The sequence below is a fragment of the Paraburkholderia sp. GAS206C genome (assembly GCF_050435645.1).
Taxonomy (GTDB): domain Bacteria; phylum Pseudomonadota; class Gammaproteobacteria; order Burkholderiales; family Burkholderiaceae; genus Paraburkholderia; species Paraburkholderia phenazinium_B.
The window spans coordinates 1-17,703 of record NZ_JBNDKR010000001.1; the positions used below are offsets into that span (position 1 = coordinate 1).

Consider the following 17,703-nt stretch of genomic DNA (forward strand, 5'->3'; position numbering starts at 1 on the left):
CTGCTCCTGCTCCTGCTCCTGCTCCTGCTCCTGCTCCTGCTCCTGCTCCTGCTCCTGCTCCTGCTCCTGCTCCTGCTCCTGCTCCTGCTCCTGCTGCTGCGTCTGAGCGGCTTCCGCCAGACCCGCAGCCGCTCCAGGCCCGGTTGCCCCAGCCGGTTCCTCCAGGCCGCCATTCCCGTCATGCCGCGCAAGCGCCACCCCCGCGGTAGGCTCCGAGAGAAACTGCAGCAGCCGGCGCACCGCATCGCTTTCGTCAGAGCCATCGGCTCGCAGCAGAATCTGATCGTCCTGTTTGACGCCAAGCAGCATGAGCTTCACCGCGCTTTTTGCATCGGCGCACGTCGAGCCGCGAAAGACCTGCAGCGAGCAGGAAAACTCTTTCGCGAGTTTGGCGAACTGCGTGGCGGGACGCGCATGCAGTCCTTCGTTTACCTTGACGACGATTGCGGTTTCTAGCATGACAGGACCTTCTTATTCACGGAACACATCCAGCCGATTGCACCACTCTGCCTCATGACCGCGCCATTCCGGCATGACCGCCTGCAACATCAAACATCGACAATCTCGATCACGGTGCCGCTCCGGATCCAGGCGAGCAATGCATCCGTGTCGACCGGTTGCGCGCAGATTTCGCCGGGACGCTCAGCGGTGCTCGAACCGTTGAAATTGATCACCACGTGACCCATCTCGTTCACCTTATTCCATGCCGTCGGCCCCACTGCGGTGACAAACGCACTGACTTCGCCAATGCGCAACTGCGACCCCGCACGCGGCGCCTCCGGATGCAGCTGTTCGGCCCGATGCAGCACGGACACCTCGGCGAGTTCAGGCGGCGCGCCATGCGCGTAGAGAATCATCACGCCGCCTTCCAGCAGGTCCCGCACTTCGGGACCGACCTCCGAGATCACCGTCTTGTAGTAATGCATAGTCATTCCATCTCATCCGTTAAAGTGCGAAGCTCGCCGCCCACGCGATCAGAACCGAAATGGGGCCCATAATCTGCCGGCTGATCAGGACCGCCGGCACGCCGATCCGGATCGTCTCCGGCTTGGCTTCGCCAAGCGCCATGCCGACCGGCACGAAGTCGCAGCCCACCTGGGTGTCGTAAGCGAACAGGGCCGGCAGCGCCATCTGCGGCGGAATCGTGCCGTTGCCGATGGCCGGCCCAATGATGGCCGCGCCGATCACCTGAGCGATCACCGCTCCTGGTCCAAGTATCGGAGAAAGGAACGGCAAGCCGCAAATCGCGGACAGCACGATCAGGCCGACGATGTTGCCGGCGAGCGGTGACAGCAGATGGGCGAGGCCCGTACCGATCCCGGTGGAGTTGATGATACCGATCAGCATCGTCACAAAGGCCATGAACGGCAGCACGTTGCGGATCACCGTATCGATCGCCTTGCGCCCGCTATTGAACAGCACGTTGACGACACCGCCCATGCCGCGCCCGATCCGCGTGATGAAGCCGATCAGGCCGCGCGAGCTTTCGGCTTCGCGCGTGGCAGCACCGACGACACCGCCACCAGCAGGCGCGGCAAACGGCGAGGTGGAGTGACTCGCGCTACGTGCGGCACTCGCGCGCGCATCGCCTGGCGCATCGTCTTCCACCGCCGTCAGGTTTTCCGGCGTGACGCCCGATACATAGGTATCCTCGGTAATGAATTGCGCCAGCGGGCCGGATTGACCCACTGAGGTCAGATTGATGGTCGGAATCTTCTTGCGCGGATAGACACCGCAGCGTGCGGTACCGCCGCAATCGATCACCACCGCGGCCATCTCCGATTCGGGCGGCGGCGTACGGAAGCCATCGACCAGCACACCGCCCGTCATTTCGGCAAGAACCCTCGCCAGTTCAGGAATGCTGCCGCCAGTCACGGCGACGATCTTGTTGCGTTCTGCGGTGGGATGAATCAGGAGCGGGCCACCCCAGCCGTTGGGTCCACGCTCGACCTTCACCGTTCTGTATGCTCTCGTGTCCATTTCAGGTCTCCTCAGTCTCGATGTTGGATTGCCGGCGACGGCAGTGCATCACAGTTCGATGTTTTCCCGGTGAGCCAGAATCCGGGTCAACGCTTCAGTCAGGATGCCTTTCAGCAGATTCACAACGAGACCGACGATCAGGTAGAACAGCGCGAGTTTAGGAATGGAAAACGCCAATGCATGGCTTTCCGCCAGCTTGGTGAGACCAGCCGCCACGCCGAGCCAGACAAACAGCTCGCCTGGATTGCAGTGTGGAAAGAGACCGGTAATCGGATGGCACAGCGAAACAGCGGAATCGTAAAACGCGGGCTTATGCTTCTCTTCGAGAAAAACCCCAAACGTATAGGCCATCGGATTGGTCAGGAAGAACATCGCAAGCAGCGGCAACAGCGTATAACGCGTCACGACATTCTTCGAAAAGAAGCGCGCGAGGCCTTGCACCCGCTGCTCGCCGATCAGGGCGATCAGCGTGTACACCGCGGTCAACAGCACGATCAGCGTGGGCAGGATGCCCACTACGAAGCCCACAAACGTTTTACCGCCGGCATTGAAGATGCCGATGAACCCTTCTGCGACATGCGTGAGCCAATCGAGGATGAACATGGCGAATCTCCCAGATAAACCGAAACGATCGCGAAAAGCTCCGCAAGGCGTGATTCAGCGTGACCCGGCGGAACCGGAAACAACAGTTTGCTGAACTATCTAACCAGGAAATCAGGTGGGCGCTTGCGCCGCGCGTTGGGCGCGCTCGAGGGCATCGGTGGCAGCCTGCGCAATGCTGCGGCGCAACTTCGAAGTCTTCAGACGGGCGTTGAACTCGCTCGTCGACAGGCCGGCAAACCCTTCATGAGGACGGAAACGCGTGAAGACCGTGAGACCGGACATGCTGAGGAACTGGCAGACGCGCAGATCGGGGGACAGCACGACGATAGCGACCGCGCCGCGTCCGAGTTTGACCTTGCAGGCGCCGACGCCGAGAAAGCCGCTCTGCCAGCGCTTTGCAGAGTCACGGATCGCGTCGCCATAGCGGCGCATCTGAAACCATGAACCGACCAGCTGCAACGCCCAGAACACCGCCAGGGCGAGTAAGGCACCGCGCACAAAGTCCATCGTCGTCTCCTATGTCCCATGCAACATAGTTATCTGTGAACATCTTGTACTTTGGATAATACAATTGTTCATCTGGAATATCATTGGGGAAAACGCCATCCATTCCCCTCTCACTCTCTCATCACGCGCTTTGCCGAACGGTTGCACAAGTCGCATGGTGCGCTATCGTATCGCGACACGCGCGCTCGTGTTCGCCGCCGTTGCAGATGCCATGTTTTGCACGACTATACGGGCCACCTGCGCCTCGGCTTCGACGTGCGGTAAATGACCCACACCCGCGAACCGGTGCACCGCGATATGGCCGGGCAAGCCGTCTGCATGCCTAACCGGCAGTATCCGGTCCTGCTGTCCCCAAAGCACGCGTACGGGCATCGTCAGATCGTTGAGCAGATGCCGCAGATCCAGCATTTGGGTGCCGTCGGGAAAGAACGCATCCGCCACCACCGCGAGCCGCTCACGAACCTCTGGGCTCTCCAGTTGCTGCCACGCAGTGGCGACAAAGCCTTCGTCCAGCCGCGCCGGGTCTGCAAATAACTGCTTGAGCCATGGGACGAGACTTGCGCGCCGCGTCGCGTCAGTGAGGCCGCGCAGGAACGAACCGTTGCTCTCGGGTCCCAGACCCGCTGGAGCAAGCAGAGCCAGTGAGCGCACCTCAAGCCGTGAAGCCTGTGCCGAGGTGGCCAGGGCCAAAGCGCCACCGAAAGAATGGCTGACCAGGTGACAACGCTCGATGCCTGCGTCGAGCAAGGTGTGCTCGAGCGCCGCAATCATCTCTTCCAGCGACCCCGCCGCCTCTGCCCGCGATTTGCCGTGCGCGGGCAAGTCCACCGCCAGTATGCCGGCCTCCGTCGCGCCCAGGCGCGCCACCGCCTGCGAGAACGGTCGCCAGCTGTTGGATTCCGCAGCGAAGCCGTGCAACAGCACCAGTGGATCGCCGCTTCCCTTGCGTAACGCGATGCTGTGCAGAAGGTGCGTGTGCGGTGCTCCTGTGACTGCCGGCTCTGGCATCTCCTCTAGCATGGCCGCACGCAGCACATCTTGCGCAGCCACACGTCCATGTGGCCCGGACCCCGCAATCCCCACAAGCTGCAACCCGCGTTCGCGAGCAAGGCGCCGCGCCGCCGGGGTTGCCCGCAAAGGTGCTTGCGTGCCAGCGGCAGCGACGTCGTCCTCCGCGGCCCTACCGCCATGCTCACCGTGCTCGACTAACGCCTCACCCGCCGCATAGATCCACGCTACAGCCGTACCCACCGCCACCGACTCGCCAACCGGCGTATTGATCTGACGGATGATGCCGCTTGCCGGCGCATCGATCTCCATGGTCGCCTTGCTGGTCTCGATCTCGAAGATCAGCATTCCTTCGCGTACCTCGTCGCCTTCCTTGACATGCCAGGCGGCGATCATGCCCTCGGTCATGTCCATGTCGACGCGCGGCAAGATGACTTCGGTCGGCATCTCACCCTCTCCCGCCGACGATGCGCCGCGCCGCCGCGACAATGTCGTCGACCTGCGGAACGGCGGCTTTTTCCAGCTCGGGGTTGTACGGAAGCGGACAATCGGCGCCACCCAGCCGGATCACGGGCGCGTCCAGGTAATCGAAGGCCTCGCTTTCGCAGGCGATTGCAGCGATCTCCGCACCTATACCAAGCTGCTGCACACCCTCGTACACGCAGATCAGCCGCGAGGTCTTGCGGATGCTGGCAATGATCGCCTCGCGGTCGATCGGCCGGATACTACGCAGATCGATCACTTCGGCATCCAGACCTTCCTGCTCGAGTTGCGCCGCGGCTTCCAGCGAGCGGATCGCCATGATCGAGGTCGCCACGATCGTGACGTCGCGTCCCGCGCGACGCACGGCCGCCTTGCCGATCGGCACGGTGTAGTAGCCCTCCGGCACCGGCCCCTTGCTCTTGTACAGCAGCTTGTGCTCGAAGATCATCACCGGGTCCGGGTCTTCCAGCGCGGCCAGCAACAGGCCCTTCGCATCGTGCGGTGTGCTTGGCTGTATCACCTTGAGACCAGGCACGTGAGCAAACCAGGCTTCGAGACTCTGGCTGTGCTGCGCGGCCGCACCGGTTCCCGAGCCCGCTGGAAAGCGCATCACTAGCGGCACGGAAGCCTCGCCGCCGAGCATGAAGCGCATCTTGGCCGCCTGATTGACGATCTGCTCCATCGCAAGCGTGGCGAAATCGGAGAACTGGAATTCGTAGATCGGCCGCGAGCCTGTCATGGCCGCGCCCACCGCGACGCCCGCGCCGCCCAGTTCCGAAATGGGCGTGTCCATCACCCGTTCCGCGCCGAAGCGCTGATAGAGGTCGCCCGTGACCTGAAATGCGCCGCCATAGACGCCGATGTCCTCGCCCATCAGGAACACGCGCTCGTCTCGCTCCATCGCAATGGCCATCGCCTCCTGAATCGCCTGGGCGTAGGTCAGTTCGCGCACTGCGTCGTGCGTCTCCGTCTCTTGCACCGCATGCGTGTGTTCAAGCACGTCCGCTGTCATTGCTCGCTCCCACTGGTCGACGCATACACGTAACGGGTCAGGTCGGCCCGCGCCGGCGAAGGACTGTTCTGTGCAAACTCGAGGCCAGCCTCGATCTGCGCTTCGACTTCTTCCCGCAGCGTGGCGATACTTGCGGCATCGAGCAAGCCGCACTGCAACAATTCGCTCTCGAATCGCACGATCGGATCGCGCGCACTCCACGCGTCGATTTCCTCGCGCGTGCGGTAGCGGTTGCGGTCGCTCTTCGAGTGACCGCGCAAGCGGTAGGTTTCGCATTCGAGCAGCGTGGGGCCGTTGCCCTTGCGCGCATGAGCAACAGCTTCTTCGCTGGCGTTCAGCACCTCGACAAAGCTGTTGCCGTCGACGGTCACGCCCGGCATGTCGTAAGCGAGCGCGCGCTGTGCGATGTGTGTGACCGCCGTGGAACGCTCCACCGACATCGACATCCCGTAGCGGTTGTTCTCGCACACGAAAATCACCGGCAGCTTCCAGATCGAAGCGAAGTTCAGCGACTCGTGGAAGGCGCCCTCGTTATTGGCGCCATCGCCGAAGAAACACATCACCACGCTGTCCTTGCGCTGCCGTTTGATGGACAGCGCTGCGCCCACCGCAATCGGCATCCCGCCGCCCACGATGCCGTTCGCCCCCAGGTTGCCCTGGCTCACATCGGCGATATGCATCGAGCCGCCGCGGCCGCGGCAATAGCCGGTCTCCTTGCCGAAGAACTCCGCGAACATGCGCTTCGGGTCCGCGCCCTTGCCGATGCAATGGCCGTGGCCGCGGTGCGTGGAGGTAATGTAGTCCTTGTCCGTGAGCGGCAGCGTGGCGCCAATCGCGCTCGCCTCCTGGCCGATGGAAAGATGCATGGTGCCGTGGATCAGACCACGCATGTATGCCTGCTCGGCGCTCTCTTCGAAACGCCGCACGAGAATCATTTTGCGCAAGGCTTCGCGCAGCGCCGCGGCATCGTGCCGGAACAATACCCCGCGCAGTGCCGTAGCCGGCCTGGTGGGCAATGCCTCTACAATCTCCTGCATGTCCATCCTCCTTGACGGGGCGGTGCACCCGTTCGTTACGCGACCGCGAGCGGCTTGCCGTAGACCATTTCGTCCTGCAGACGGCGCAGCGCGACGATCTGCGAATCGCTGTCCACGGCGCAGTTGCGATAGGTCAGCAGTTCGCCGCGACGAATCGGTTGCGTGACGCGACCGTTTTCGATCAGCCCGCACGGCACGGCATGCTGCGTGCGCGCATCGCCCACGGTCATGGCCCAGGCGCGATAGTTGTATTCGCCGATCGCGTCGAGCCGCTCGCCCGGTTGCAGGTCTTTCTTGGCGACGGCGCAGACCTCGACGACCGGCACCGGCAACGGCTCCATATCGGCGCGGCGGTACAGCACCGAGCGCGCGCAGGTGAGCGGCACTTCGAGGCTGGTCAGGTGATACGGGCGGTAGAACGTGTAGTACGGCCCCGCGCCGAGCTTCAGGTCCTCCATGCGTTCGCGCAGGCGTGGATGCGCCAGTTCCGCGACCACGAACACGCCGGGCGCTACGCCCTTGCCAATGGTGTAATCGACCACGCCCTTGCGCGACAGGATGCCGCCGTTCGCCACCGGGCACAGCACCTTGTGCAGCTCCTCGAGCGTCGCCGACGGCCCGTGCATGCCGGGCACGTCCGGCGTGAGGCCGGTGGCGTTGCCGATTGCCGCCATCTCGACAGCTGTCTTCGAACCGTCGACGAACTCCACCAGCATGCGAGGATTCATATTGCGGCGTTTGGCCTCGTCCATATAGACGTCGGGGGTCGCGTCGATATTGAGCGGGTTGTTCTTGCCCTTGCCCGCCGCGACGATCGGATAGCCGAGCGCGCTAACGAACTGGATCAGCTCGATGGTCGAGCTCGGTTCGTCGCCCGCGCCCAGCGAATACACCACGCCAAGCCGCTCCGCCTCGCGGCGCAGATAAGCGCCGATGGTCACGTCCGCTTCCACATTCATCATGACCAGGTGCTTGCCGTGCTCCATGGCAAGCAGGCCGATCTGGGCGCCGACCGCGGGCTTGCCGGTCGCATCGATCACCACGTCGATCAGGTCGCTCGTGCAGACCGCGTCGACGTCCTGCGTAATCGCAATCTCGCCGGCTTCGATTGCCTGTTCGAGCGCGCTGCGCGTATCCACCATCCGGTACCCGGTGTCCGCACCGTTGGCGACTCGCACGGCGGCGCGCGCCGCCTCGGGCCGCAGATCGGCGATCGCGCCAATTTCCAGGCCGTGCATCTGCCGCACCTGCGTCACGATATCCGTGCCCATCTCGCCGCTGCCAATCAGACCAATGCGGATCGGACGGCCGGAGGCGGCACGCTTTTCGAGGTCGGCCGCGAGGCCGCTGGGAGTGATGTTGTGCATGGGCATAGCTCCTGAAATTCAGCGCACGAGCGCACGAAGACGTATCGGCAGGCGCCTGTGCGCCCCGAGATAGAATAGAACTTATGTATTTCACAATAGCACTTTGTTCACGCCAGGGACAAGGTCGAGTTTTGTCCAGACAGCGTTTTCAGGCTTGGGATTTACCCGTACGCGGACGCGCGCATGCGACGCGGCGATGGCCGTTTCCAGGGTTTATCTGGAGCGTGGAAGTTCAGAGGAGAACGAACGAGCGCACGAATGCGCAGGCGAACGCTGCTTGATGCGGAGGGCGGAGAAAATGGGGCGGATGCCCGTCAGGTGGCACGACAGGCAGGCGGATCAGCGCACGCCAGCCCGCCGGCCTTAAGATGCGTGCCGCTCAGCCAGGACCGGCAAGCTTGAGGACGTCTTTCGCGGTGTACTCGTCCGTGATGAGAACAGTCGGCCTGATTATCTTCAGCGCGGCAGCCAGTGCCGGCACCTTGCTGGCACCGCCCGCGGCCATCACGCGTACGGGTACCTTCTTGACGATATCGAGCGGCACCGACATCACGCGTTCGTTGATCGGATGATCGACCAGCTTGCCGCTGGAATCGAAGAAATTGAACAGCACGTCGCCCACTGCGCCGGCCTTCAACAACGACGCGCGGTCGGCATTGGAGATGAATTTCGACACATGCGCCGTCGCATCCGCGCCCATGCCTGCGGCACCGAGCACAACTGCGTCGAGCGACTTGGCGAGTTCGAAAATATCGCTAAGGCCACAGCGTTCGATCAGGGTTTGACGCGTGGCCGCGCTATCCACTACCAGCGGTGCGGTCATCAGATAACAATCCGCCTGAAACAACGATGCAAAACGCCAGGCGAATTCAGCCGGGTTGAACTTGCGCGCTTTCATGATGCCGCCGAGCAGCGACACCACCGACACGTTCTCCACCGTGCGCTCGCTCATGAAGGCGAGCGAGCTGACCAGGGTCCGGCCCCAGGCCACGCCAATGCGCATGTCGGCACGCACCAGCGACGATACATAGGCGCCGGTCGCCGCCGCGATCGGACCGGTTGCGTCGGCGCCGCGCGCCGATAGCGGCACGACGATCGCCTCGTCGATGCCGAAGCGGCTTTCGAGCAGACGCTCTGCCTCGACACACTCCGCCAGACGATCGCCGATGCTGATCTTCACTTCGTTGCGCTCGCGCGCAGCGGCCAGCAACCGCACGACGGTCACACGCCCGACGCCCAGCTTCAGGGCGATTTCGTTCTGGGTCATTTCCTCGACGAAATACATCCACGCGGCCCGCAAACGCAGACGCCGCGCGGGATTCTGTTCGTCGTTCTCGACGCTTTCCGGGGCAACACTCGCTTTCTGCAACCTCGGCTCCTAAGATGAAAAAAGGCAATCTATGCACTGAACACTTGTGCTATCTTAACTTCAAATGTTGCAACATTGAGACACCCATGGAGTCAAAATCGCCCTTGCCGCAGCATCTCAGCCGCGACATCAACCAGCTCGGGCTCGCGCTGCGCGATTGTGCGCGTCAACTGCGTTACGCGGCACGCAATGTGCCCGGACCGCTCAGAAGCGACCGGCCCGTGGCGCCGCTCGCGTCTTCCGCAACACCGCTCAAGGCGCCCTCCTATCTGTCGCTCGAATCGGTCGCCCATCTGGCGGACGATCTGATCGAAACAGCCGAGTCATTTGCGGGTCACGCTGTACCAACCTTGCAGGACCACTGGAAATCACCGGTTCTGCTGGAACCCCTCACCACTTACCTCGAGATGGCCACCGGGCCCGCAAAGACGCTGCGCAAATTTTCGATGTCGTATTACGCGGCGGCGAAACGGATGATCATGCAAAGCGGCGCAGCCGACGTGCTGATCTTCGAGCACCGCATCTGCACGACGCTCGAACGCATGGGTGCGGCGTTATCGGCGCCGCAAGCGGCCCGCGCGATGTCCTCGCGCAGCGCGCTATGCCTCGCATGCGCGCAACTCGTGTTGTCGCTGCTCGAGACGCAACCGATCCGCAGTACCCGTTTCGAAGTCCTACCGGATGTGAACGCACCGTGGTGGCTCGTCACGGAACCGAACGCCTACGTGTTCCTGATGCTGTCGTTAGTGTCGCTCGCGAAGGACACCTGTACTTCAGGCATTCCCACCGAGCCGGACGCTGCCGTGCGCTTTTTCTCCGACGTGGTGGGTGCACGCGAAACAGCGTTCAAGCAGGCACTCAAGGGCCCCGAACCGCTGCATGCGCTGAGTCACGAAATCGAGTACGCGATCGCCCATCTTTGCTGAGGCCGGCGCTGCACGTCTGCGAGGAGTTGTGCGAATGAGCCAACCGATCTGTAGCATCGAAGGACAGGAAATAGCGACGTGGAAGCGTGTGCAAAAGCTCACGCTATGCCGCCAGCTTTTGCAACGGTGCTGCGACGAGTACCGGGAACGGCACGCATTGCCGGTCGAAATCGACGACCGCAATTTCACCACGGCATTCTTTGCGTGGATCGACGTCGTCGAGCGCAGTGCAGACTATCGGCGTCAGAACGAGCAGGACTACTTCCAGTTTGTGTTCGGCGTGCTGCTGCGCGACTTGCTGCGCGAGAAAGCGATTCACCTGAAGAAAGACGCGTCGACGCAGTTACGTCCGTCGCCGGGAAACATCGCCGACTGGTGGCCGGCCGGTTACGTGCTGACCCACTTTTGCATCGGCACGCTCAAAGCCACCCTGCGTGAACAGTGCGCGGTGGAAGTGCAACCGTCCGACGCGATCTCTCACCCGGCGGTATGGCAATCGTTTCGCGAGAACATGATCGAAGAGCCGGGCCTTGCCATCGCGTTCTTCGACAAGTTCATGGGACTCGAGCCCAACTGGCGCGAGCCGACCCAGATCAATAACCGGCCGGCCGCAGCGCGACGTCCCGCGAAGATCCAGTAGCGTCTACACAAAACGAACGCTTAGGCCTCCGGCACTCCGCTTCCGGACAGACTCGAGGCCTTGGGGAAGCGAGTCTCGATCACCCGGTGGATCTCCTCCACCGCCACCGGTTTGACCAGGTGATAGTCAAAACCCGCGTCGTGGGATCGCTGACGGTCGCCCGCCTGGCCGTAACCGGTGACGGCGACTAGCAGCGCACCGGCGGTGCTATCCAGCTTGCGCATCTCCTGGGCAAGCTGAAAGCCGTCCATACCTGGCAGGCCCAGATCCAGCAATACGATCTCGGGCTTGAACTGCGCCGCGATTTCCAGCGCCTGCGTCGCCTCGTGTGCAATGCGCACGTCGTAGCCGTCCGCTTCCAGGACCATCGACAGTAAAGTCGCGGCGTCCACGCTGTCGTCCACCAGCAGCAGGCGCAACGCCGGTCCTGCGCTCGGCGCTACCGGCGATGCAGCGACGGACTCGGCCGGCAGCGCCGGCTGCCCCGACTGCACGCGGCGCGTGAGCGGCAAGCGCACCACGAACTCGCTGCCCTGCCCGGCGCCGGCCGAGAATGCCTGGATCTGGCCGCCATGCAATTCAACCAGCGTGCGCGCCAACGGCAGCCCGATACCGAGGCCACCCTCAGAGCGCTCCAGCGAGTTCTGCGATTGCACGAACAGGTCGAAGATATGCGGAATCGTCTCGGCGCTCATGCCAACCCCGTTGTCGCGAACGGTGATTTGCACGTCTTCATCTGACTCGCGCACGTCGATCAGAATTTCGCCTTCCTGCGGCGTATATTTCACCGCGTTCGAGAGGATGTTGCCGAGCACCTGCGCAATCCGCACGCCATCGCCGACGATGTAGAGCGAGTCGTCCGGCATCTCGGTCTTCACCGTATGCGCCTTTTTGGCGAGTGCGGGTGCGACGGTTTCGACGGCTGCCTCGATCGCTGCGGCGAGACTGACGTTCTCCTGGCGCAGCGTGATTTTGCCCTGCGTGATACGCGCCACATCGAGCAGGTCGTCGACGAGCCGGCTCAGGTGCCTCACCTGGCGTCCGATCACTTCGCGCATCGTTTCGAAATTCTGCGTGGTGGGCGCACGGCTCGGATCGAGCAACTCGATCGCGTTGCGGATCGGCGCAAGCGGATTGCGCAGCTCATGCGCAAGCATGGCGAGAAACTCATCCTTGCGGCGATCCGCGTCGCGCAACACCATTTCGTTGGCCTTGCGCTCGGAGATATCGTTGACCACGCCGGCTAGCCGATAGATCGAATCACGCGAATCGCGCACCGGAAAGGCGCGCTCGGCAACCCAGCGCATCGTGCCGTTGGGGCGCACTATCCGGTATTCGATCTCGTATGGCGTGCCGCTGACGAGCGCACGGTACGCCGCCTCGACCATGGCTTCGTCCTCCGGGTGAACCCTGCCTGCCCAGTGCGCCGGTCCCGGCTGCGGCAAGGTCGCCGGGTCTCCCCACAAACGATGATAAGCAGGACTGACGTAAAGCAGTTGATCCGTCGCTGGATCGAGCATCCAGAACACGTCGTCGATGTTTTCCGCCATCTGCCTGAAGCGCTCTTCGCTTTCGCGCAAGGCACCCTCCGCGCGGCGCACGCGCAGCAGCGCACGCACATGTGCGATGAGTTCGGCGGGTTCGATAGGCTCGATCAGGTAGCTGTCCGCGCCGCTGTCGAGCCCTCTGATCCGGTCGATGCTTTGCACAGCCGCAGCAGAGGTCTGCAGCACCAGAATGGCCGCGGTCTCCGGAGAGGCCTTGATCTGGCGGCATACCTCGAAGCCATTGATGTCCGGCAGCTTGACGTCGAGCAGAACCAGGTCTGGCAGCGAGGCGCGCGCGAGTTCGAGGGCCTGAGTGCCATTGGCGGCCTCGATCACCTCGAAGCCGGCACGTGAGAGGATTCGACTCTTCGCATAGCGGGCGCCGTCGTTGTCATCGACATTGAGTATCAGGTTGGCGGTCGCGTCGTTCATGGAAGATTCTTGTCCGTGGATCGGTCAGGGGGCGCTCAACATCGCGTCCAGCGAAGTGAGCAGTTCGTTGCCCGACAGCGGTTTAACAAAGAAAGCGTCTGCGCCAAGAGATTCGGCGCGGCCGCGCTGGTCCACATCGCTCAGAACGATCACCGGCACGTGACGCTTGCGCGAATCGCCAGCGGCTCGCACCACGCCTTCAACGCGGCCCACAACCGAGTCCTGCTCGCGCAATTCGCCTAGCCAGGACCAACCGTCTTCGCGTCCGGATTCCATATCGATCAGCACGGCGCACGCCGCCGTCATCGCCAGGGTCGACCTGGCTTCCCGCACGGTGGCCGCGTTGGCCGAGCGGTAGCGCGTGTTATGCAGGGACGCCTCATAACGCAGCCGGTCATCCTGACTGGTCGAAACAAAGAGCACCATATCGCGCCCGGTATCGGTATCGCTAGCCAGAGGCGTGCGAGGCTCCGGTCCGACGATCTGCGGTAGATAGGCCTGAATGGTCGCCGTGAAAGTCGAGCCCTTGCCCAGCTCGCTCACCAGACCCACCGTGCCGCCTAACAGCTTGCAGAGCTTGCTACATAACGGAAGTCCAAGCCCGGTACCTTTTACATAGGTCTGCAGCCGGTTTTCCACCTGTTCGAATTCTTCGAAAATGCTTTGCTGATGCTCGGGCGCAATACCGATGCCCGTATCCGAAACCGCGAACGTCAACAGTTTCTGATCAGCGTCGTATTGGGCTCGCACACGGACTTCGCCGTGCTCGGTAAACTTTAATGCATTGGATACAAAATTGCGGAGAATCTGCGAAACCTTGCCTTCGTCGGTGTAGACCGGCGGAATCTCATCGCATGGCTCGAACACCAGTTCGACGTCGGCGGTCGGCAAGAGCGGTCGTAGCATGCCGCGCAACGCCGAGAACAGATTAGCCACCTCAAACTCGGCCGGACGCAATTCGACCTTGCCCGCTTCGATCTTGGCGAGATCGAGCAGGTCGTCGACGGTTTCGGAGAGTTCTTCCGCCGCCTTGCGGATGAAGCGCACCTGTTTGGCCTGCTCATCCGTCAAGTCGCCGTCGGTGCGATCCATCAGCAGTTTCGACAGCGCGCGAATCGAATACAGCGGCGAGCGAAATTCATGACTCATGTTCGACAGGAAGCGCGACTTGGCGTCGTCGGCGCGCCGCAGATGGTCGGCGCGCTCGTCCAGTTCCGCGTAGAGCGCAACCACCCCGCGATTGGTGTCTTCCAGTTCGCGGGTAAGCCGCGTGAGTTCTTCCTGGCGTTCCTGCAGTTCATCGAGCGCCGCGGCCAGTTCGCGACTTTGCCACTGCATTTCGTCGAACGAACCTCCCGCGCCTGACGTACCGGTTTGCTGGACGAGCACTGCAGCCGCTTTGTCGACAGCAAGCGGCGCCTGCGCCGACAGGTGCTTCACCAGCGTGACGACGGCATCGCCGTCCACATCGTCAATCGAACACGCATCCATCAGCCGTTGAGCTGCAAGTACCCCAAGCGGACCCGGAACCTCACCGGTGCCAGCGTGTTCTGCGCCGGCTGACCGTTCCAGCAGCTTTGCGACCGACATTGCGGGCGCCACCAGACGGATCAACAGCCCTGGTGGTTGAGTCGCCTTCTCTAGTAAAAATTCCGCGCGTCCGCTGGAGGTCGCGAGAAATACAACCCGTGCGACCTCGAGTACGGAGGTTGCGATGCGGATCTGGTCATGCTTTGTGAAAGCGAGCGCTTCGCTGATTTCGCGGGCACGCCGACGCGCCGCGACTACCGAGAGTTCGCTGTCGAGCGGAAGGACTTGCAGCGGCTCGGCCATCATGCGTCCCCGCTGCGCCGCGCACGCGCGACAAACACCGTCACGTCGTCGCGACCGCGCGTGAAGTCGCGATAGAGCACTGCCGCAATCAATGCCGGATGACGCTGCGCCAGACCCGGATAGCGGCCCAGGTCCCAGCGCGTTGCAAGGCCATCGGAATGGAGAATCAGGAGTCCGTCATAAGGCCAGTCGACCTGAAACTCCTGGGTCTTGCGTATCTGATGACCGACGATGCCCGCGTGCGACACCAGATGGCGATGACTCGACGACGTCCACACGCTCGCCGCGATGTTGCCGACGCCGCAAAAACGTGCGCTGCCGGTAGCACCTTCTCCCGCCTCGGGGGCTGGAATGCTCGCGACGCCGAGCGCGGCTCCGCGTGTAGGCCGCAGCGCTTCATGCGACGCCGCGACAATTTCTGTCACGCTCGCGGCGCCGCGTCGCGCAAACGTCTCCGTGGCGGCGAGTGCTGCTGTGTTGGCAAGCGGACCGTGCCCCAGGCCGTCGGCAACCAGCACCTGGAATTCGCCGTCCGCGTAGCCGCAAATCCACGCATCGCCGCATAGCGTTTCGCCGTGCAGCGGCAGATTGATCGCGCCGTACACAATCGGCGATGGGTTGTCTGGCACGCTCGCATCCGCCCCCGCGGCCCACATCACGATACGCAGTGCCGTACCGCGGTCTGGCACGCTCCAGATGTCGAGCTCGTCGCTGAGCCGTTGAATCGCACCCATGCCGTTGCCGGGACTGCCGGCCGTCGTGTAGCCGTCGACAAAACAGGCGTGCAGATCGAGGATGCCGGGGCCGTTGTCTATCGCGAGCAGTTCAACGCCATAACGGACAGGCAGCGATGAGCCAGATCCGCTCTCGCGGACAATCGGCCGCACCAGCAGTTCGCCGCGTTGCGCATGTTTGAGCTGATTGGTCGCGCACTCGGTCACGATGATCGCCAGCTTGCCGAGCACCGTGTCGTCAAAGCCGACGCTATACGCCACTTCATTGATGCCACGCCGCGCAAACGAAATCGAGCTGGGATCGCCGATCTCGAACCGCCGCTGGGTCACGCTCAGCCCATTCAAAACGGTTTCCATTTGGTCACCGAAATATGTGTACCTTCGCCGGGCGCCGAACGGATATCGAACTCATCGCACAGCCGCTTGGCGCCGCCCAGGCCGAGGCCCAGACCGTTGCCGGTGGTATAGCCGTCGGACAGCGCTCGCGAAATATCTGCGATACCAGGTCCGTTGTCGATGAACTCGAGCCTCAGGCCAATACGGCCATTACGGTGCAACGTGTATAAGTGTACGTCGCCTCCCCCGCCATATATCAGCGTATTGCGTGCGAGTTCGCTGGCCGCGGTCACGAATTTCGTCTGATCGATCAGCGAAAAACCGTGGGCCACCGCCTTCTCGCGCACGAAACGCCGCAACCGCACGATCTGTTCGTCCGAGCGGATCGGCATGATCTCGTCAGGCGGCTGACCGTCAGCGCCTACCGGACCCGCAGTCTTTTCGTCGCTGAGCATGGAGGATAGTGGGCTACGCTCGGTTGTCTTGCCGGGGATCGCGCTCAAAGCGGTGATGTACCGGTCAGGAGCGCCACGCCTTTTTCAACGTTCAGCGCAGTACGCACGCCGGGGAGCGCCAGTCCGAGTTCGACCAGCGTGATCGCGACGGAAGGCTGCATGCCGACCACCACGGTTTCAGCGTCGAGCACACGCGCCATCGCGGCCGTGTCGCCGATCATCCGGCCGATGAACGAATCCACCACATCCAGCGACGAAATATCAATCAGCACGCCTTTGGCGCGGTCTTTGACGATACGGCTCGTCAAATCGTCCTGCAGCGTCATGGCGAGACGATCGTGCATGTCGACCTGAATGGTGACAAGCAGGAGTTTGCCCATCCGCAGAATCGGAATGCGTTCCATTGTCGTGGTCCGGTTGAACCCGCGTGAGCCGGCGTCAGTCGCCGGCGAACTGGTTGCCGCGCAACGGACCGGGTGCGCCGGGCGCTTCGCCATGCGTGCCCGTGCCCGAGACCGACTTGCCGGTGCGGTTCAGCGCCACGACGAATGCGTCCGCGAGCGTAGCCTTGGTGATGACGTTCTGCAGATTCACCCCGAGGTGAACGATGGTCTGTGCGATCTGCGGACGGATGCCGCTGATGATGCAATCCGCGCCCATCAGCCGGGCGGCGGCCACGGTCTTGAGCAGATGCTGCGCAACGAGCGTATCGACCGTGGGCACGCCGGTAATGTCGATGACCGCGATTGCCGCGCCCGTCTCGACGATCTTTTGCAGCAGACTTTCCATCACGACCTGGGTGCGCGCGGAATCGAGCGTGCCGATCAGCGGCAGCGCCAGAATTCCGTCCCACAACTGCACGACCGGCGTCGACAGTTCGAGCAGTTCCTGCTGCTGACGCACGATGACCTGCTCGCGGCTGCTCTGGAAGACTTCGGTGGTGTAGAGGCCCATCGCATCGAACAGCGTGCTGATAGTCCAGGTGAGCTCGGTGAGACTGGCAGGGTCGGCCACGAGTTCGGTACGCAAGCGGGCGAAAAGCGGTTCCTTCAGCGAGAACACGAACATGGCGGTCTCGACCGGCGTAAAGCCTTGCCGCGCGCGCTGCGTCGAAACGTCCGCGAGAAAGCCGCGAACTTCGTCCCACGCTCGAGTCTTGAAGTCCACGCGATCGGACGACTCGAGCGCCGAGCAGACGACGGCGACGAACTGTACGAACTGGTCACGCAACTGCACTTCGGTGACACCGCCGCGGCGCGAAGCAATTGCATACTGCTGCGCCACCCATTCGCCGAGCAACTCGTTTTGTCGTTCATTGAAGAGTCGGGCGAGACGCGATCCGCCAAGCGTTTCCATACAGTGTCCCCAGTCGATGATCAGCTGAAGGCGCAAGGCGCCGGCAATGTCGTTTTGCTCGCGCCCTGACCAACCGCT

General features: G+C 62.7%; 18 protein-coding genes. 2 read left to right on the plus strand and 16 right to left on the minus strand.

What is annotated here, in order from left to right; translation table 11 throughout:
• The 10 genes from P3T20_RS00005 to P3T20_RS00050 all read right to left on the minus strand — a co-directional run.
• A partial coding sequence (locus P3T20_RS00005) for an HPr family phosphocarrier protein (protein ID WP_429285677.1) occupies positions 1–459 on the minus strand: 459 nt, incomplete at its 3' end.
• Positions 460–548: 89 nt separating this feature from the next.
• Entirely contained in the window at positions 549–932 is a 384-nt protein-coding gene (locus P3T20_RS00010) for a PTS glucitol/sorbitol transporter subunit IIA (RefSeq protein ID WP_074268627.1), read from the minus strand.
• A 13-nt stretch (positions 933–945) separates the two neighbouring features.
• A complete protein-coding gene (gene srlE, locus P3T20_RS00015) occupies positions 946–1,980 on the minus strand; it encodes a PTS glucitol/sorbitol transporter subunit IIB (protein ID WP_074268628.1) in 1,035 nt (344 codons plus the stop codon).
• A gap of 48 nt (positions 1,981–2,028) precedes the next feature.
• Positions 2,029–2,583 (minus strand): PTS glucitol/sorbitol transporter subunit IIC, encoded by a 555-nt coding sequence (srlA, locus tag P3T20_RS00020; protein WP_074268629.1) that lies wholly within the window; start codon positions 2,581–2,583, stop codon positions 2,029–2,031.
• Positions 2,584–2,694: 111 nt separating this feature from the next.
• Positions 2,695–3,090 (minus strand): transcriptional regulator GutM, encoded by a 396-nt coding sequence (locus tag P3T20_RS00025; RefSeq protein WP_074268630.1) that lies wholly within the window; start codon positions 3,088–3,090, stop codon positions 2,695–2,697.
• Positions 3,091–3,252: 162 nt separating this feature from the next.
• On the minus strand, positions 3,253–4,545 hold the full coding sequence (locus P3T20_RS00030) for an acetoin dehydrogenase dihydrolipoyllysine-residue acetyltransferase subunit (RefSeq protein ID WP_429285678.1): 1,293 nt from the start codon (positions 4,543–4,545) through the stop codon (positions 3,253–3,255).
• 1 nt (position 4,546) lies between these two features.
• Positions 4,547–5,593, minus strand: a complete 1,047-nt coding sequence (locus tag P3T20_RS00035) for an alpha-ketoacid dehydrogenase subunit beta (RefSeq protein WP_074268632.1) — start codon at positions 5,591–5,593, stop codon at positions 4,547–4,549.
• A complete protein-coding gene (locus P3T20_RS00040; protein ID WP_074268633.1) occupies positions 5,590–6,630 on the minus strand; it encodes a thiamine pyrophosphate-dependent dehydrogenase E1 component subunit alpha in 1,041 nt (346 codons plus the stop codon). The genes P3T20_RS00035 and P3T20_RS00040 overlap by 4 nt, the downstream gene beginning before the upstream one ends.
• Before the next feature lie 35 nt (positions 6,631–6,665).
• Positions 6,666–7,997: an NAD(P)H-dependent oxidoreductase gene (locus tag P3T20_RS00045; RefSeq protein WP_217272845.1), complete on the minus strand. Its 1,332-nt coding sequence runs from the start codon at positions 7,995–7,997 to the stop codon at positions 6,666–6,668.
• A gap of 379 nt (positions 7,998–8,376) precedes the next feature.
• On the minus strand, positions 8,377–9,366 hold the full coding sequence (locus P3T20_RS00050; protein ID WP_074268635.1) for a sugar-binding transcriptional regulator: 990 nt from the start codon (positions 9,364–9,366) through the stop codon (positions 8,377–8,379).
• 86 nt (positions 9,367–9,452) lie between these two features.
• On the opposite strand from P3T20_RS00050, the gene P3T20_RS00055 reads away from it, so the two are divergent.
• Together P3T20_RS00055 and P3T20_RS00060 are read left to right on the plus strand one after the other, a co-directional pair.
• On the plus strand, positions 9,453–10,292 hold the full coding sequence (locus P3T20_RS00055; protein ID WP_074268636.1) for a hypothetical protein: 840 nt from the start codon (positions 9,453–9,455) through the stop codon (positions 10,290–10,292).
• 34 nt (positions 10,293–10,326) lie between these two features.
• A complete protein-coding gene (locus P3T20_RS00060; protein WP_074268637.1) occupies positions 10,327–10,932 on the plus strand; it encodes a hypothetical protein in 606 nt (201 codons plus the stop codon).
• 20 nt (positions 10,933–10,952) lie between these two features.
• On the opposite strand, the gene P3T20_RS00065 is transcribed toward P3T20_RS00060, so the two are convergent.
• From P3T20_RS00065 to P3T20_RS00090, 6 genes are all read right to left on the minus strand, one after another.
• Positions 10,953–12,911 carry a hybrid sensor histidine kinase/response regulator gene (locus P3T20_RS00065; protein WP_429285679.1) on the minus strand — a complete coding sequence of 653 codons (1,959 nt, stop codon included), beginning with the start codon at positions 12,909–12,911 and terminating at the stop codon, positions 10,953–10,955.
• Positions 12,912–12,935: 24 nt separating this feature from the next.
• The gene (locus P3T20_RS00070) at positions 12,936–14,747 is read right to left on the minus strand and encodes an ATP-binding response regulator (protein ID WP_429285680.1); all 1,812 of its coding nucleotides are present in this window, start codon (positions 14,745–14,747) and stop codon (positions 12,936–12,938) included.
• Complete coding sequence (locus tag P3T20_RS00075) at positions 14,744–15,835, minus strand: ATP-binding protein (RefSeq protein WP_429285681.1); 1,092 nt, start codon at positions 15,833–15,835, stop codon at positions 14,744–14,746. Before P3T20_RS00075 ends, P3T20_RS00070 begins: the two co-directional genes overlap by 4 nt.
• Positions 15,820–16,206, minus strand: coding sequence for an anti-sigma regulatory factor (locus tag P3T20_RS00080; protein WP_429286171.1), 387 nt, complete (start codon positions 16,204–16,206; stop codon positions 15,820–15,822). Before P3T20_RS00080 ends, P3T20_RS00075 begins: the two co-directional genes overlap by 16 nt.
• A 107-nt stretch (positions 16,207–16,313) precedes the next feature.
• On the minus strand, positions 16,314–16,673 hold the full coding sequence (locus P3T20_RS00085; protein WP_429285682.1) for an STAS domain-containing protein: 360 nt from the start codon (positions 16,671–16,673) through the stop codon (positions 16,314–16,316).
• 34 nt (positions 16,674–16,707) lie between these two features.
• Entirely contained in the window at positions 16,708–17,625 is a 918-nt protein-coding gene (locus P3T20_RS00090; protein ID WP_083611806.1) for an STAS domain-containing protein, read from the minus strand.
• Between the last annotated feature and the right edge of the window lie 78 nt (positions 17,626–17,703).

What these genes read in the sequence shown, in the direction of transcription:
- P3T20_RS00010 (WP_074268627.1), bottom strand. Translation starts at nt 932, where the DNA reads ATGACTATGCATTACTACAAGACGGTGATCTCGGAGGTCGGTCCCGAA.
- srlE (WP_074268628.1), bottom strand. Translation starts at nt 1,980, where the DNA reads ATGGACACGAGAGCATACAGAACGGTGAAGGTCGAGCGTGGACCCAAC.
- srlA (WP_074268629.1), bottom strand. Translation starts at nt 2,583, where the DNA reads ATGTTCATCCTCGATTGGCTCACGCATGTCGCAGAAGGGTTCATCGGC.
- P3T20_RS00025 (WP_074268630.1), bottom strand. Translation starts at nt 3,090, where the DNA reads ATGGACTTTGTGCGCGGTGCCTTACTCGCCCTGGCGGTGTTCTGGGCG.
- P3T20_RS00030 (WP_429285678.1), bottom strand. Translation starts at nt 4,545, where the DNA reads ATGCCGACCGAAGTCATCTTGCCGCGCGTCGACATGGACATGACCGAG.
- P3T20_RS00035 (WP_074268632.1), bottom strand. Translation starts at nt 5,593, where the DNA reads ATGACAGCGGACGTGCTTGAACACACGCATGCGGTGCAAGAGACGGAG.
- P3T20_RS00040 (WP_074268633.1), bottom strand. Translation starts at nt 6,630, where the DNA reads ATGCAGGAGATTGTAGAGGCATTGCCCACCAGGCCGGCTACGGCACTG.
- P3T20_RS00045 (WP_217272845.1), bottom strand. Translation starts at nt 7,997, where the DNA reads ATGCACAACATCACTCCCAGCGGCCTCGCGGCCGACCTCGAAAAGCGT.
- P3T20_RS00055 (WP_074268636.1), top strand. Translation starts at nt 9,453, where the DNA reads ATGGAGTCAAAATCGCCCTTGCCGCAGCATCTCAGCCGCGACATCAAC.
- P3T20_RS00060 (WP_074268637.1), top strand. Translation starts at nt 10,327, where the DNA reads ATGAGCCAACCGATCTGTAGCATCGAAGGACAGGAAATAGCGACGTGG.
- P3T20_RS00065 (WP_429285679.1), bottom strand. Translation starts at nt 12,911, where the DNA reads ATGAACGACGCGACCGCCAACCTGATACTCAATGTCGATGACAACGAC.
- P3T20_RS00070 (WP_429285680.1), bottom strand. Translation starts at nt 14,747, where the DNA reads ATGATGGCCGAGCCGCTGCAAGTCCTTCCGCTCGACAGCGAACTCTCG.
- P3T20_RS00075 (WP_429285681.1), bottom strand. Translation starts at nt 15,835, where the DNA reads ATGGAAACCGTTTTGAATGGGCTGAGCGTGACCCAGCGGCGGTTCGAG.
- P3T20_RS00080 (WP_429286171.1), bottom strand. Translation starts at nt 16,206, where the DNA reads ATGCCGATCCGCTCGGACGAACAGATCGTGCGGTTGCGGCGTTTCGTG.
- P3T20_RS00085 (WP_429285682.1), bottom strand. Translation starts at nt 16,673, where the DNA reads ATGGAACGCATTCCGATTCTGCGGATGGGCAAACTCCTGCTTGTCACC.
- P3T20_RS00090 (WP_083611806.1), bottom strand. Translation starts at nt 17,625, where the DNA reads ATGGAAACGCTTGGCGGATCGCGTCTCGCCCGACTCTTCAATGAACGA.